Source organism: Rhizobacter sp. J219 (genome assembly GCF_024700055.1).
Lineage (GTDB): Bacteria > Pseudomonadota > Gammaproteobacteria > Burkholderiales > Burkholderiaceae_C > Rhizobacter.
The window spans coordinates 4,618,550-4,631,450 of sequence record NZ_JAJOND010000001.1 but is presented as its reverse complement, the minus strand read 5'-3'; the positions used below and the strand labels follow the sequence as shown (position 1 = coordinate 4,631,450).

General features: G+C 65.6%; 14 protein-coding genes and 2 pseudogenes. 8 read left to right on the top strand and 8 right to left on the bottom strand.

The window, feature by feature from the left end:
- Nucleotides 1-91: 91 nt before the first annotated feature.
- The 4 genes from LRS03_RS22005 (at nucleotide 92) to LRS03_RS21990 (ending at nucleotide 3,539) form a co-directional block, all read left to right on the top strand.
- Complete coding sequence (locus tag LRS03_RS22005) at nucleotides 92-907, top strand: ABC transporter ATP-binding protein (protein WP_257828267.1); 816 nt, start codon at nucleotides 92-94, stop codon at nucleotides 905-907.
- On the top strand, nucleotides 904-1,206 hold the full coding sequence (locus LRS03_RS22000; RefSeq protein ID WP_257828266.1) for a hypothetical protein: 303 nt from the start codon (nucleotides 904-906) through the stop codon (nucleotides 1,204-1,206). Before LRS03_RS22005 ends, LRS03_RS22000 begins: the two co-directional genes overlap by 4 nt.
- Nucleotides 1,199-2,461, top strand: coding sequence for a phenylacetate--CoA ligase family protein (locus LRS03_RS21995; protein ID WP_257828265.1), 1,263 nt, complete (start codon nucleotides 1,199-1,201; stop codon nucleotides 2,459-2,461). The genes LRS03_RS22000 and LRS03_RS21995 overlap by 8 nt, the downstream gene beginning before the upstream one ends.
- Before the next feature lie 109 nt (nucleotides 2,462-2,570).
- Nucleotides 2,571-3,539 carry a tripartite tricarboxylate transporter substrate-binding protein gene (locus LRS03_RS21990; protein ID WP_257828264.1) on the top strand — a complete coding sequence of 323 codons (969 nt, stop codon included), beginning with the start codon at nucleotides 2,571-2,573 and terminating at the stop codon, nucleotides 3,537-3,539.
- 132 nt (nucleotides 3,540-3,671) lie between these two features.
- Here the strand turns inward: LRS03_RS21990 and dtd are convergent.
- The 3 genes and pseudogenes from dtd to tyrS all read right to left on the bottom strand — a co-directional run bounded on the left by dtd (nucleotide 3,672) and on the right by tyrS (nucleotide 5,735).
- Nucleotides 3,672-4,116 (bottom strand): annotated as a pseudogene (gene dtd, locus LRS03_RS21985) (D-aminoacyl-tRNA deacylase).
- The gene (locus tag LRS03_RS21980) at nucleotides 4,113-4,472 is read right to left on the bottom strand and encodes a DUF5329 family protein (protein WP_257828262.1); all 360 of its coding nucleotides are present in this window, start codon (nucleotides 4,470-4,472) and stop codon (nucleotides 4,113-4,115) included. Before LRS03_RS21980 ends, dtd begins: the two are co-directional and overlap by 4 nt.
- A gap of 5 nt (nucleotides 4,473-4,477) precedes the next feature.
- A pseudogene (tyrS, locus tag LRS03_RS21975) lies at nucleotides 4,478-5,735 on the bottom strand (tyrosine--tRNA ligase).
- A gap of 216 nt (nucleotides 5,736-5,951) precedes the next feature.
- Here tyrS and LRS03_RS21970 point away from each other — a divergent pair.
- Together LRS03_RS21970 and LRS03_RS21965 are read left to right on the top strand one after the other, a co-directional pair.
- Nucleotides 5,952-7,340 carry a M23 family metallopeptidase gene (locus tag LRS03_RS21970; RefSeq protein WP_257828260.1) on the top strand — a complete coding sequence of 463 codons (1,389 nt, stop codon included), beginning with the start codon at nucleotides 5,952-5,954 and terminating at the stop codon, nucleotides 7,338-7,340.
- A 19-nt stretch (nucleotides 7,341-7,359) separates the two neighbouring features.
- Nucleotides 7,360-8,460, top strand: coding sequence for an anhydro-N-acetylmuramic acid kinase (locus LRS03_RS21965; protein ID WP_257828258.1), 1,101 nt, complete (start codon nucleotides 7,360-7,362; stop codon nucleotides 8,458-8,460).
- Nucleotides 8,461-8,505: 45 nt separating this feature from the next.
- Here the strand turns inward: LRS03_RS21965 and erpA are convergent, their stop codons facing one another.
- The 5 genes from erpA to rplM form a co-directional block, all read right to left on the bottom strand.
- Nucleotides 8,506-8,883, bottom strand: coding sequence for an iron-sulfur cluster insertion protein ErpA (erpA, locus tag LRS03_RS21960; RefSeq protein WP_257828256.1), 378 nt, complete (start codon nucleotides 8,881-8,883; stop codon nucleotides 8,506-8,508).
- Between the two features lie 52 nt (nucleotides 8,884-8,935).
- Nucleotides 8,936-9,334 carry a bactofilin family protein gene (locus LRS03_RS21955; protein ID WP_257828255.1) on the bottom strand — a complete coding sequence of 133 codons (399 nt, stop codon included), beginning with the start codon at nucleotides 9,332-9,334 and terminating at the stop codon, nucleotides 8,936-8,938.
- Between the two features lie 35 nt (nucleotides 9,335-9,369).
- Entirely contained in the window at nucleotides 9,370-10,077 is a 708-nt protein-coding gene (locus LRS03_RS21950; protein WP_257828242.1) for a DUF6776 family protein, read from the bottom strand.
- A gap of 153 nt (nucleotides 10,078-10,230) precedes the next feature.
- Nucleotides 10,231-10,623 carry a 30S ribosomal protein S9 gene (gene rpsI, locus LRS03_RS21945; RefSeq protein ID WP_257828241.1) on the bottom strand — a complete coding sequence of 131 codons (393 nt, stop codon included), beginning with the start codon at nucleotides 10,621-10,623 and terminating at the stop codon, nucleotides 10,231-10,233.
- Between the two features lie 9 nt (nucleotides 10,624-10,632).
- Nucleotides 10,633-11,061 carry a 50S ribosomal protein L13 gene (rplM, locus tag LRS03_RS21940; RefSeq protein ID WP_257828239.1) on the bottom strand — a complete coding sequence of 143 codons (429 nt, stop codon included), beginning with the start codon at nucleotides 11,059-11,061 and terminating at the stop codon, nucleotides 10,633-10,635.
- 262 nt (nucleotides 11,062-11,323) lie between these two features.
- Between rplM and LRS03_RS21935 the strand changes: the two genes are divergently transcribed.
- Together LRS03_RS21935 and LRS03_RS21930 are read left to right on the top strand one after the other, a co-directional pair.
- Nucleotides 11,324-12,016 carry a GNAT family N-acetyltransferase gene (locus LRS03_RS21935; RefSeq protein ID WP_257828237.1) on the top strand — a complete coding sequence of 231 codons (693 nt, stop codon included), beginning with the start codon at nucleotides 11,324-11,326 and terminating at the stop codon, nucleotides 12,014-12,016.
- A 166-nt stretch (nucleotides 12,017-12,182) separates the two neighbouring features.
- Complete coding sequence (locus tag LRS03_RS21930; protein WP_257828234.1) at nucleotides 12,183-12,896, top strand: DUF2726 domain-containing protein; 714 nt, start codon at nucleotides 12,183-12,185, stop codon at nucleotides 12,894-12,896.
- Nucleotides 12,897-12,901 lie beyond the last annotated feature (5 nt).

Here is a 12,901-nt window from a genome sequence, read left to right as displayed (position 1 = left end):
GCTCACGCCGCTCCCCCTCAAGGGGGCCACACCAGCGGCCCGGCGAAGCCGGTTCCGCGGTGTGCGCTGGATCCCCCGCGTTGGAGGTGTGATGAGCATCCTTTTGAATGTGAACGGCATCGAGGTCATCTACAACCACGTCATCCTGGTTCTGAAGGGCGTGTCGCTTCAGGTCCCGGAAGGCAAGGTGGTGGCGCTGCTCGGCGGCAACGGCGCGGGCAAGACCACCACGCTGCGCGCGGTCAGCAACCTGCTGGCCGGCGAGCGGGGTGACGTGACCAAGGGGAGCATCGAGCTGCGCGGCGAGCGCATCGAGAAGCTCTCCACTGCCGAGATGGTGAACCGCGGCGTGGTGCAGGTGATGGAAGGCCGGCACTGCTTCGCCCACCTCACCATCGAGGAGAACCTGCTCACCGGCGCCTACACCCGCAAGGATGGCAAGGCCGCGGTGGCGCAGACGCTGGAGAAGGTCTACACCTACTTCCCGCGCTTGAAGCTGCGGCGCGGCTCGCAGGCGGCGTACACCTCGGGGGGCGAGCAGCAGATGTGCGCCATCGGCCGCGCGCTGATGGCCAACCCGAAGATGGTGCTGCTCGACGAGCCCTCGATGGGGCTCGCACCGCAGATCGTGAGCGAGGTGTTCGAGATCGTGAAGGACCTCAACACGAAGGAGCGCGTGACCTTCCTGCTCGCCGAGCAGAACACCAACATCGCGCTGAAGTATTCGGACTACGGCTACATCCTCGAGAACGGGCGTGTGGTGATGGACGGCGAAGCGAAGGCCTTGCGCGAGAACGAGGACGTGAAGGAGTTCTACCTCGGCACCGGCGGCTCGAAGGACGACAGCGCCCGCAAGAGCTTCCGCGACGTGAAGAGCTACAAGCGGCGCAAGAGGTGGCTGGCGTGAGCGAACAGGAAAGCTGGGGCTTCGCGCCGCCTCCGTTCAAGGCCGACGAAGCCCTGGCGCGGCTCAAGCGTGACCTGCGCGAAGCGGGCCTCACCGAACGCGGCGGTGTGTTCGAGCGGCGCGGCATGGCGATCGTGCGCGCCTCGGTCGACGGTGCGGCGCTCAAGGTCGAGACGGTGAAACAGCCGGCGCGTTCGCCCGACTGGCAGGTGCAGACCTTCAAGAGTTCGGGCGAGCTGCGCGATTACGTGGCGGCACTGAAAAAGAAACTGGCTGGCTGGAGCGATCGCGATGACTGAGTTCTACGACGCCCTCGAACACCGCGAACCCGCGCTGCGCGAGGCTGCGCTGATGGCCGCGCTGCCGAAGCAGGTGGCCGTGGCGCTGCGCACGCCGGCCTTCGCCGAGCGCTTCGCGGGGGTGGACGCCGCGGCCATCACCTCGCGCAACGCGCTGGCGGCGTTGCCCGTCACGCGCAAGCACGAGCTGCTTGCACGGCAGCAGGCCGAGCGCGCACACGACCCCTTCGGCGGTTTCTCGGCCATCGGCTGGCGAGCGCTGCACGGGGGCCAGGGTGCGCAGCGGGTCTTTCAATCGCCCGGGCCCATCTATGAACCCGAAGGCCGTGCGCGCGACTACTGGCGCATGGCGCGTGCCCTGTGGGCGGCCGGCTTCCGCGCCGGCGATCTGATGCACAACAGCTTCAGCTACCACCTGACGCCCGCCGGCTCGATGCTGGAGTCTGGTGCGCATGCGATCGGCTGCACGGTGTTCCCCGGGGGCGTGGGCAACACCGAGCTGCAGCTGCAGGCGATGGTCGGCTTCAAGCCAGACGGATACGCCGGCACGCCGAGCTTCCTGCGCATCGCGCTGGAGAAGGCGGCCGAGACCGGCATCGCGTTGCCCTCGCTGAAGAAGGCGATGGTCGGCGGCGAAGCGTTTCCCGCCGCGCTGCGCGACTGGATGCGCGCACGCGGACTCGAGGCCTACCAGTCTTACGCCACCGCCGACGTCGGGCTGATCGCCTACGAGACCGCGGCCCGTGAAGGCCTGGTGCTCGACGAAGGCGTGATCGTGGAGATCGTGCGCCCCGGCACAGGCGACCCGCTGCCGGCGGGGGAAGTGGGCGAGGTGGTCGTCACCGTGCTCAACCCCGACTACCCGCTGGTGCGCTTCGGGACCGGCGACCTGTCGGCACTCTTGCCCGGCCCCTGCCCCACCGGGCGTACCAACGCCCGCATCAAGGGCTGGATGGGCCGCGCCGACCAGACGGCCAAGGTGCGCGGCATGTTCGTGCACCCAGGCCAGGTGGCCGAGGTGCTCAAGCGCTTTCCGGAGGCGGGCAAGGCCCGGCTCGTCATCAGCGGCGAGATGGCCAACGACCAGATGACGCTGCGGGTCGAGACCGCGTCGCCCGCGGAGGCATCGTGGGTGCAGCGCATGGCCGAGGCGATCCGCGACGTGACCAAGCTGCGCGGCGACGTGCAGCTGTGCGCCCCGGGCAGCCTGCCCAACGACGGCAAAGTGATCGACGACACGCGCCAGGTGGGCTGAACTCACGCCCGCTGCGACTGGGTCGAACCACTACGTAATTCCCGCCATGCAGGGCATGCGGGTGGCTTCTAGTATTCCCAGGCCTGATCAACCCCCGAAGGGAAACACCATGAAGAAGCTCCTGATCGCTTGCGCTGCTGCCTTCGCAGCGACCAGTGCATCGGCCTACCCGGAGAAGACGCTCACCATCGTCGTCCCGTTCGCCGCCGGCGGCCCCACCGACAAGGTCGCCCGCGACTTCGCCGAGGCCGTGCGCAAGCCGCTCGGCAACCCCACCATCGTGATCGACAACGTGGCCGGTGCCGGCGGCACGCTCGGCGCCGCCAAGGTGGCCAAGGCATCGCCCGACGGCTACACGCTGCTGCTGACGCACGTGAACATGGCGACCTCGCCCGCGCTGTACCGCAACCTGCAGTACAAGCCGCTCGACGACTTCGAGTACCTCGGCCTCGTGAACGAAGTGCCGATGACGCTCGTGAGCCGCCCCACGCTGCCCGCCAACAACTACGGCGAGCTGGTGAGCTGGGTCAACGCCAACAAGGGCAAGATCAACCTGGCCAACGCCGGCCTGGGCTCGGCCTCGCACCTGTGCGGCATGCTGCTGCAGAGCGTGCTGAAGGCCGACATGACGCCGGTGCCCTACAAGGGCACGGCCCCCGCGATGAACGACCTGCTCGGCGGGCAGGTCGACATCATGTGCGACCAGACCACCAACACCACCGGCCAGATCGAAGGCGGCAAGATCAAGGCCTTCGCGGTCACCACCACCAAGCGTCTGTCGATCCCGTCTCTGGCCAAGCTGCCCACGCTCGACGAAGCCGGCCTCAAGGGCTTCAACGTGACCATCTGGCACGGTGTCTATGCGCCGAAGGGCACGCCGAAGGCCGTCATCGACAAGTTCAACGCGGCGCTCAAGGTGGCCCTGAAGGACCCGACCTTCATCAAGAACCAGGAAGCGCTCGGCGCGGTGATCGTGACCGACGCCCGCACCAACTCCGCCGATCACAAGAAGTTCGTGTCGGACGAGATCAACAAGTGGTCGCCGATCATCAAGGCGAACGGCCAGTACGCTGACTGAGCCCCCCAGTCGCTGGCGCTCCTGCCCCCAAGGGGCGCCACCCTGCGGCCCGGCAAAGCCGGTTCCGCGGGTGTTGCTTGATGGGCGCCTCGCTGCGCTCGCGCATGAAAGCCGCCTTCGGGCGGCTTTTTGCTAACTTCGCAATGTGAGGGGGATCGTGACCGGGCCGTCGTTCACCAGGTGCACCTGCATGTCGGCGCCGAATTCGCCTTCGCCGACGTTGGCGTGCTGCGCGCGGGCGGTGACCAGCACACGTTCGTAGAGACGGCGGCCGAGCTTCGGGCGGGGCGGCATTGGTGAAGCTCGGGCGGTTGCCGCCGGAGGTGTCGGCGGCGAGCGTGAACTGGCTGACGATGAGCAGGCCGCCTTGCACGTCGGCCACGCTGCGGTTCATCTTGCCGGCGTCGTCGGAAAACACACGCAGCTTGAGCAGCTTGGCCACGAGCTTGTCGGCGACGGCTTCGCTGTCGGCCGGCTCGGCGCAGACGAAGACCAGCAGGCCCTGGCCGATCTCGCCCGTGGTGCGGCCCGCCACTTCCACACGCGCACTGCGCACACGCTGGATCAACGCGATCATGGGCGGTCCATGCGCGCCAGCTCGTCGCCGAGGAAACGCGCCGCGGGGACCTGCCGGCCGTCGGGGAAGCGGATCAGGTAGGCCTCGCCGGTCGTGCTCGACTTCGAGGCGATCTGCTCGATGAACTGCTGCGCGGTGGTGACGTGTTCGCCCATCTTCTCGAACTTCCTGCGCAGGAACTTGGCCGCATCCTTCGACGAGTAGGCCGAGCCGTTGCGCACGAAGCGGATGGTGGTCTGCGCTTCGACGTAGGCGATGAGGCGTTGGATGCGGGCCTGCTCGGCAGGGCTGGGTGCCGCCGTTGCAGCGCTCGCTGCGGCGAACAGCGCCCCGAGCAGCAGCGTGCGGCGCCGCATGGCGATCAGGCGAGCGTCACACGGGCGAACTTGCGCTTGCCCACCTGCACGACGTAGGTGCCGGCGTCGAGCTTCAGGCCCTTGTCGCTGACCACGCTGCCGTCGATGCGCACGCCGCCACCCTCGATCAGGCGCATGGCTTCGCTGCCCGAAGGGGCGAGGTTGGCCTGCTTGAGCAACGTGCCGATGCCGAGCGGCGCGCCGCCCAGGTTCAGCTCGGGGATGTCGTCGGGCACCCCGCCGCGGGCGCGGTTGTTGAAGTCGGCTTCGGCCGCATCGGCCGCCGCCGCGCTGTGGAAGCGCGTGGTGATCTCCTTGGCCAGCATCACCTTGGCGTCTTTCGGGTTGCGACCCGCCTCGACCTCGGCCTTGAGCTTGGCGATCTCAGCTTCGGGCTTGAAGCTCAGCAGCGTGAAGTACTTCCACATCAGCTCGTCGCTGATGGACAGGATCTTCGCGAACATGCCGTTGGCCGGCTCGGTGATCGCGATGTAGTTGCCCTTGCTCTTGGACATCTTCTCGACGCCATCGAGCCCTTCGAGCAGCGGCATGGTCAGGATGCACTGCGGCTCCTGGCCGTATTCGGCTTGCAGATGGCGGCCCATCAGCAGGTTGAACTTCTGGTCGGTGCCGCCGAAGCTCGAGGTCGCTCTTGAGCGCCACCGAGTCGTAACCCTGCATCAGCGGATAGAGGAACTCGTGCACGCTGATCGGCGTGCCGGCCTTGAAGCGCTCGTGAAAGTCGTTGCGTTCCATCATGCGCGCCACCGTGTAGCGCGCGGCGAGCTGGATCATGCCGCGTGCACCGAGCGGGTCGCTCCACTCGCTGTTGTAGCGAATCTCGGTCTTGGCCGGGTCGAGCACCAGACTCGCCTGCTTGTAGTAGGTCTCGGCGTTGGCCTTGATCTGCTCGGGCGTGAGCGGCGGGCGGGTGGTGTTGCGGCCCGACGGGTCGCCGATCATGGAGGTGAAGTCGCCGATCAGGAAGATGACCTGGTGGCCGATGTCCTGCAGCTGGCGCATCTTGTTGAGCACCACCGTGTGGCCGACGTGGATGTCGGGCGCGGTCGGGTCCAGACCCAGTTTGATGCGCAGTGGCACGCCCGTTGCTCCGGATCTGGCCAGTTTGGCCAGCCAATCGGCTTCGGGAAGCAGTTCATCACACCCCCGGCGGCTGATGGCCAGCGCCTCCAAGACCTTGTCGGTGACCGGGTACTTGGGAGGGAGGGCCCTCTTTTCTGCAGACTCTTCTGGTGATGACATAGGAGAAAGAGGGAACCTGAAGGGTTTCCGGGAGTCAGGAATGCGGGGGAGACAAAAGGGTGCCGTCTATACTGCGGCGCACCCGGCGGAACACCCGTGAGATGGGGTCCGGACAGCGACCGCGATTCTAGTGGACGCGTCGGACGACAAGATCAACCAGAGCATCGCCTCGCCGCGCTGCTTGCACCCCGGGGCCCCGTGCCCCCACGATCAAAATTGAGTTCGTTGGAAACGCTTGAGCGTGACGCGGTTGCCGCGGGTTCGCGCCTCACCCAATTCATCGGTCGCCACCCGCGCACCCTCACCACCCTGATCGTCACCGGGTTGATGGGCTTCGGTGTGACGGCCTTCGGCATTGCCCCGCTCGCCCCCGACGCGGCCGACCTGCCGCGACGCATGGTGACGGAAATCGTCACCCCGGAAGACATCTCGTCGCAGCTCGAAGCGCTGGCCAGCCACACGCTGCAGCTCTACCGCAACGACCTGACCCGCCCGACCGACACCGCCGACAGCCTGCTGGCCCGCCTGAGCGTGGCAGACGTGGCGGCAGCCGCCTTCATTCGCAGCGACCGCACCGCCCGCAAGCTGCTCGAAGGCCGCGCCGGCAAGATCGTGCAGGTGCGCATCGACGAGTCGGGCGTGCTCGAGGAACTGGTCGCGCGTTACCCGGCCGAAAACAGCGAACAGTTCAACACCCACTTCTCGCGCCTGCGCATCACCCGCATCGCCGACAAGTTCGTGGTCAACGTCGAAACGGCAGCGCTCGAGAGCCAGGTGCGCGTGGGCAGCGGAACGATCCGCAGCTCCCTTTTTGCTGCGACCGACGAGGCGAAGATTCCCGACCCGGTGGCCACCCAGGTGGCCGAGATGTTCTCGACCGACATCGACTTCCGCCGTGAGCTGCGCCGTGGCGACAGCTTCCACGTGGTCTATGAAGCGCTCACCGCCGACGGCGAGCCCATCACCTGGAACCAGGCCTCGGGCCGTGTGCTCGCTGCCGAGTTCGTCAACAACGGCCGCACCTACTCGGCCGTCTGGTACCAGGACGCGCACAGCAAGGGCGGCTACTACGGCTTCGACGGCGAGAGCAAGCGCCGCGCGTTCCTGGCAAGCCCGATGGAGTTCTCGCGCGTAACCTCGGGCTTCTCGATGCGCATGCACCCGATCCACAAGGTCTGGCGACAGCACCTGGGCGTGGACTACGGCGCGCCCACCGGTACGCCGGTGCGCAACGTGGGCGACGGTGTCGTCGAGTTCGCCGGCCAGCAAAACGGCTACGGCAACGTCGTCCAGATCCGCCACAGCAACGGCCGCACCACGCTCTACGCCCATCTGAGCCGCATCGACGTGCGCAAGGGCGAGCGCGTCGAGCAAGGCGAGCGCATCGGCGCCGTTGGCGCGACCGGCTGGGCCACCGGGCCTCATCTGCACTTCGAGGTGAAGGTCAACGGCCAGCACCAGGATCCGCTGGTCATCGCCAAGACCTCCGAAGCCGTGGTGCTCGCACCCGAGTCGCGCGCGCGGTTCACGACCATCGCCCAAGGGCTGCGTCGCCAGCTCGAAGTGGCCAAGGCCAACCCGCACCAGTTCGCCCAAGCCGACTGAGCCACTGCACAATTCGCCGATGGCTGAATTGTTTGCCGGGCTGATGTCGGGCACCTCGCTCGACGGGGTGGATGGCGTGCTAGCCGAATTCTCGGCGGCTGGTTTTCCGAAGGTGGTCTCGCACGCCTATCGCGCCTTCCCCGAAACGCTGCGCGAAGAGCTGCTCGCGCTCAACACTTCAGGGCCCGACGAGCTGCATCGCTCTGCGCTCGCGTCCAACGCGCTGGCGGCGCTCTACATCGAGGTGGTGGGCGAGTTGCTGGCCAACATCGACATCGACGCGCGAGCGGTGCGCGCCATCGGCAGCCACGGCCAGACCGTGCGCCATCGGCCGGGCCTCGGCTACACGTGGCAGATCAACAACCCGAGCCTGCTTGCCGAGCGCAGCGGCATCGCGGTGGTGGCGGACTTCCGCACACGCGACGTGGCCGCAGGGGGGCAGGGCGCCCCGCTCGTCGCTGCGTTCCACCGTGCTCTCTTCGGGCAGGCCGGCGAAACCCGCGCTGTGCTGAACCTCGGCGGCATCAGCAACCTCACCGCATTGCTCGCCAACGGCGACACCACTGGCTTCGACTGCGGCCCGGCCAATGTGCTGATGGACCTCTGGTGCCTGCGCCACACTGGGCAGCGCTTCGACGCCGATGGGGCGTGGGCTGCACAAGGCGCTGTCCAGCCGGGCTTGCTGAGCGTGCTGTTACAGGAACCCTATTTCACGGAGCCACCGCCCAAGAGCACGGGCCGCGATCTTTTCAACGTCAACTGGCTGGAAGACCGACTGCGAACCCACGGCCCCTGTCACCCGGTCGACGTACAAGCCACCTTGTGCGAGCTGACGGCGGTGACCTGCACCGACGCGATCAAGACCCACGCCAGCGACGCCAACGAACTGCTGGTCTGCGGTGGCGGCGCGCTCAACCTGCATTTGATGGGACGGCTCGCCCACCACCTGCCCGGCATGGCCGTCCGGCCGAGCGATGCGCACGGCCTGCCGGCCCAGCATGTCGAAGCCGCCGCATTCGCCTGGCTCGCTTATCGACACGCGCATGGACTGCCCGGCAACCTGAGCGCAGTCACCGGCGCGTCTGGGCCACGTGTCCTCGGCGCCTGGTACCCCGCATGAAAAAAGCCGCCCTAAGGCGGCTCTTGATCGCGACAGCTGAGCGGGTCAGACCGAGAAGCTCGACCCGCAACCGCAGGTCGTCGTCGCATTCGGGTTCTTGATGACGAACTGGGCGCCTTGCAGATCGTCCTTGTAGTCGATCTCGGCACCGGCCAGGTACTGCAGGCTCATGGCGTCGATCAGCAGCGTGACGCCGTTCTTGTTCATCTGGGTGTCGTCTTCATTGACGATTTCGTCGAACGTGAAGCCGTATTGGAAGCCCGAGCAGCCACCGCCTTGCACGAATACTCGCAGCTTCAGGTCGGGGTTGCCTTCCTCGTCGACCAGTTCCTTCACCTTGTTGGCAGCACTGTCGGTGAAGACCAGCGGTACCGGGGGGGCATCAGCCTCGGGGGAGTGAACTTCGTTTGCCAGGGCGCTCATGGGTAAATCCTTCCAGTCGAAGGCCTCAATTATCCACGCCCTGGGCAAGACCTCACTGGGCGTTGGACGCAGCCAACTTGATCATTGCGGGCTTTTCTTCCGCCTTCAGCGGCCGCAACTCGCCCTCAATGGTGGCGCCCTGGTGCATTTCAAGCGCTTCGTACTTCACGTCGCCGACGATCACCGCCTTGGGCTGCAGTTCGAGCAGCACGTCGGCCTGCACGGGGCCCGTGATGTGGCCATTGATGATCACATGGCCGGCCTTGACACGGCCCACCACCTTGGCCTTCTCGCTGATGACGAGGATGCTGGTGTCCAAGGCGCTGGCGATCACGTCGCCCTGCACCTCACCGTCGATGCGTAGGCCATCGGAGAACTGCAGTTCTCCGCGGATCACCGTGCCCTCGCCGATGAGGGTGCGAATGGGAGGCTGCTTTTTCTTCGCGAACATGGTGCTGGCTCCAAGTAGAGATTGACGGAGGAAGGTCACAACTTGACGGTCTGGGTCGCCCGGACCCCGCCCTGGTTGTCGGTCACCTTGACCTGCACCGTCTTGACCACCGCCTCTTGCGGGTAGCTCACGGTGCCTTCGAGACGGGCCGACTGCTTCACTTGCAGCTGTTTGGGCCCACCGGGCTGGGAAATCGTCCAAGGCTTGTCGCCCAGTGTGCCCGACAGCACGATGTCGTAGCGGCCGGCAAACTCGGGCGGATTCTTGCCTATTTGCATGATCAAAACCTGAAACCTGAGTTGCCCAGGGGCCAGCGCCTCAGCTTGAAGGGCCCGCACATTGAGACCGCTCGCGCTGGCCGGCAACAGCCGCTCGAAGAAGCCCAGATCCGCCTTCAGCGACAGGTTTTCCGACTCCACTTGCTTGATCTGTTGCGCCAGGCGCTCCTGCGCCACCTTCTCTGCCTTAAGCAGGCTTTGTGCCGTATTGGCGATGGACTGGGCGCCCTCGCGCTCCTCGCGTAGCTTGGCCACTTCGATGCGCAGCTCCGCCAATTCAGCCTTGGCGTCCTTGTCCAGGCCTGCGATGCTCTTGCCGAACTCGAACGCCCACAAGGACAGCGCCGCCGAGAAACCGAACACCAAGGCCACCGCGGCCCAACGCAGCGGCCAGGGCAGATGGCTGCGGACGATCATTCGCGGGGCGCTGATCGACAGCCGTCGGCGTAGCAATTTCCAGCGCATCGGGGGTTCCAGGAGGCAGAGCGTCTACAGGAGGCGCGATTGTAGGAGCCGCGTTTTGGTGCGCCTGTGTCGAAAGCTTGCAGGTGTGTACAAGCGACTCGACCAATGAAAAAGGCCGCTGAAAGCGGCCTTTTCGCACAGACGAGCAGAAGGTCAGCGCTTGCTGAACTGCTTGCGGCGACGCGCGCCGTGCAGGCCAACCTTTTTCCGTTCGACTTCGCGAGCGTCACGCGTCACGAAGCCGGCACGGCTCAGTTCCGGCTTGAGGGCTGCGTCATAGTCGATCAGCGCACGGGTGATGCCATGGCGAACAGCTCCGGCTTGGCCGGACTCACCGCCACCATGCACGTTGACCTTGACGTCGAACGCCGCGTCATTGGCGGTCAGCACCAGGGGCTGGCGCACCACCATGATGGAGGTCTGGCGGCCGAAGTACTGGTCGACGGGTTTGCCGTTGACAAGGATCTGGCCGGTGCCCTTCTTGATGAACACGCGAGCCACCGAAGACTTGCGGCGGCCGGTTCCATAGTTCCAATTTCCGATCATCACCGCTCCTTAGATGTCCAGCACTTTGGGCTGCTGGGCGGCGTGCGGGTGGGAACCACCGGCGTACACCTTCAGCTTCTTCACCATCGCGTAGCCCAGCGGGCCCTTGGGCAGCATGCCCTTCACAGCCTTCTCCAGCGCGCGGCCGGGGTGCTTGGCTTGCATGTCCTTGAACTTGGTGCCGTAGATGCCGCCCGGGAAACCGGAGTGGCGGTAGTACACCTTGTCGTTGGCCTTGTTGCCCGTCACACGGAGCTTGTCTGCGTTGACGACGACGATGAAATCACCGGTATCGACGTGAGGCGTGTAAATGGCCTTGTGCTTGCCGCGCAAACGGAGTGCCACTTCGCTGGCAACACGTCCGAGCACCTTGTCGGTGGCGTCAATCACAAACCACTCGTGCGTCACTTCGGCCGGCTTGGCGCTGAAGGTCTTCATGAGGATCTTTCAATGTGCCCGCCCTGGTGGGGCGAGGCGGGATGTGGCTCAATCTCGGAGCCGACGGCATTCTCGGTGCTGCTTATCGAGGCAACCTCTCGAATCATCGACGGCGTACTTCTTTCCCTGAGCCGAGCGGGAAAGCCTTCTAGTGTAGCCAAAAATGGGGGAGACGGGGAAGGCCATGCGGTGAGCGGACCAGCCTCCAACTGTTCGCCGGTTTGCTCGATAGAATTAGGGTTTATACCAATACGAGGTTTGCATGGGCACCAGAACCACGTCCTCACTGCAGCCAACCCCGGCGCCTGTGCCGGATCGTCTGTCTTGGATTCCGATCCGCTCTCTATCCGAGCGTCACCGCGCACGCATCGCGTCCCACATTCTCAGCTTGAGCGAAAGTGATCGCTACCTGCGATTCGGATATCCGGCGACAGACGAGCAAGTGCAACGCTACGTTGAATCGATCGACTTCGAACGCGATGAGGTGTTCGGCGTCTTCAACCGCAAACTCGAACTGATCGCGATGGCGCATCTGGCCTATCTGCCGGTGCCCACCCAGGCCGACGCGCCCGCCACGGCCGAGTTCGGCGTCTCGGTAATCGGCCGAACCCGTGGCCGCGGCTACGGCGCACGGCTGTTCGAGCACGCCGTGCTCCACGCTCGCAACCGCGGCTGCGAACGCCTGTTCATCCATGCACTCAGCGAAAACGCAGCGATGCTCAAGATCGCCCGCAACGCCGGCGCGACGGTCGAGCGCGACGGCCCTGAAGCTGAAGCGTGGCTGAAGCTCCCACCCGACAGCATTTCGTCGCAAGTCGGTGAACTCGTCGGCCACCAGGTCGCAGAGTTCGACTATCAACTCAAATTGCATGCGCAGCGCCTGAGCACCTGGTTGAAATCGGTGTCTGAAGTCAAGACTCACATGAGTGAGACCGACCGCTCCGCATCGGAGTGACGGGCCGCGAAGCCACGCCGTTGCTGGGTTTGCGGCTGATTCCCTCACCCATGTCGGGGATGTGAGGCCCCAGGGGCCACGGTTAGCATGACCTGAACACGTCATGCTAAATCTTCCTTACTCCTATTGGGCCGTTGCTCTGGGTTGCGTTGTCGCCCTGCTCGCAGTGACCTTGATCGTCGTGGTGCTGCGCGCTCGCAAACCACGGCCGAAACCGCTGCCAATGGAATGGGCCCTCACCGGCCGGCCAGTATTCAGCACCGACGAGCGCCGCATTTACCGTTTGCTGAGGGAAGCACTCCCCCACCACATCATCCTGTCGAAGCTGCCGCTGGTGCGCTTCTGTCAGCCCACCGACCCGAGCGAAGTGCGCTACTGGTACGAGCTCCTGGGCACGACACATGTCACCTTTGCCGTGTGCAGTGCCAACGGGCGCGTGCTCGCCGCGGTAGACCTCGACATCGAGCGCGGCCATTCTCACCGCGCACAGCAGATCAAACAGTCTGTCTTGTCGACCTGCCGCGTGCGCTATCTGCGCTGCCCGGTGGACCGCATGCCATCGGTCGCCGAGCTTCAGTTGCTGGTGCCGCACAGCGGAGCCGCCGCGCGCGCCCCGGAGCCGATGCCACCGCACACGCTGAATCAGGCCCGCAGTTCACTCGCCAGCACCGTGGCTCACCGCCGCGCCGAGCGCACCGCACTGTGGCAGGACTCTTCGCTGTTCCAAGACTCTTTCTTCGCCCCGGACAGCCGGCTCGACGCCTTCACGGCCAGCGACCTCATCGGCCTGTCCGAACGCCCTTCGTCGCTGATCGGCGGTGAAGACATTGCGGGCGTGGTGGTCGACGGTCCATCTGCAGGCTCCAACCCGCACCGCTGAGGCGC

What these genes read in the sequence shown, in the direction of transcription:
- LRS03_RS22005 (WP_257828267.1), top strand. Translation starts at nt 92, where the DNA reads ATGAGCATCCTTTTGAATGTGAACGGCATCGAGGTCATCTACAACCAC.
- LRS03_RS21995 (WP_257828265.1), top strand. Translation starts at nt 1,199, where the DNA reads ATGACTGAGTTCTACGACGCCCTCGAACACCGCGAACCCGCGCTGCGC.
- LRS03_RS21990 (WP_257828264.1), top strand. Translation starts at nt 2,571, where the DNA reads ATGAAGAAGCTCCTGATCGCTTGCGCTGCTGCCTTCGCAGCGACCAGT.
- LRS03_RS21980 (WP_257828262.1), bottom strand. Translation starts at nt 4,472, where the DNA reads ATGCGGCGCCGCACGCTGCTGCTCGGGGCGCTGTTCGCCGCAGCGAGC.
- LRS03_RS21965 (WP_257828258.1), top strand. Translation starts at nt 7,360, where the DNA reads ATGGCTGAATTGTTTGCCGGGCTGATGTCGGGCACCTCGCTCGACGGG.
- erpA (WP_257828256.1), bottom strand. Translation starts at nt 8,883, where the DNA reads ATGAGCGCCCTGGCAAACGAAGTTCACTCCCCCGAGGCTGATGCCCCC.
- LRS03_RS21955 (WP_257828255.1), bottom strand. Translation starts at nt 9,334, where the DNA reads ATGTTCGCGAAGAAAAAGCAGCCTCCCATTCGCACCCTCATCGGCGAG.
- LRS03_RS21950 (WP_257828242.1), bottom strand. Translation starts at nt 10,077, where the DNA reads ATGCGCTGGAAATTGCTACGCCGACGGCTGTCGATCAGCGCCCCGCGA.
- rpsI (WP_257828241.1), bottom strand. Translation starts at nt 10,623, where the DNA reads ATGATCGGAAATTGGAACTATGGAACCGGCCGCCGCAAGTCTTCGGTG.
- rplM (WP_257828239.1), bottom strand. Translation starts at nt 11,061, where the DNA reads ATGAAGACCTTCAGCGCCAAGCCGGCCGAAGTGACGCACGAGTGGTTT.
- LRS03_RS21935 (WP_257828237.1), top strand. Translation starts at nt 11,324, where the DNA reads ATGGGCACCAGAACCACGTCCTCACTGCAGCCAACCCCGGCGCCTGTG.